The sequence below is a fragment of the Vibrio sp. 10N.222.55.C6 genome (assembly GCF_041473395.1).
GTDB classification, from domain to species: domain Bacteria; phylum Pseudomonadota; class Gammaproteobacteria; order Enterobacterales; family Vibrionaceae; genus Vibrio; species Vibrio crassostreae_C.
The window spans coordinates 1-533 of sequence record NZ_JBFRSD010000794.1 but is presented as its reverse complement, the minus strand read 5'-3'; the positions used below and the strand labels follow the sequence as shown (position 1 = coordinate 533).

1 pseudogene is annotated in these 533 nt (G+C 48.0%); it reads right to left on the bottom strand.

The window, feature by feature from the left end:
* Positions 1 to 533, bottom strand: a pseudogene (locus AB4486_RS26225) (glucosylceramidase); the annotation flags it as partial.

Sequence of the window (533 nt, the reverse complement as noted above, 5' to 3'; positions counted from 1 at the left end):
ATCCCATACCGTAGATTCGGCTAAAAACGACAGTGAGTTCATCGCCATCGTCGCATAGCGTAGCGCTGATTCAGGCTGTGATATTTTGCTTTGAGCTTGCTCTAGGAAAGCGGTCTGTTGCTCAATAATCTTCTGCTCAATCACCTCAAGCTTTGGCAAAACATCTTGTAACATCGGTAAGGCAGGCTTTGCTTGTGGGTAGAATTGCGTGTAAGCCTTGTCTGAGTGCCAGCCATTGAGCATAACTTTACTGTGTGCCATCACCTGTGCGAAACGCAGGTCAACGGATTCGCCCGGCTCCAACTCAACCTGAACCACGACCAATGCACTCAATGCTTCGCGCCCAGTGTAGATCCCAGTTTGGAATTCTGTATTAGTACGGCCTGTTTTCAGTGCGAACTCGGTTTGCTGGGTCACTTTCGAAGTATAAAGCGTTGGCTTAACAGACACCGATACCTTGCCAGATTTAGTCAAACGGTTTTCGGCTTGAACACCAAACACCACCTCACCCTCAATATCACTTTGATAAGGGG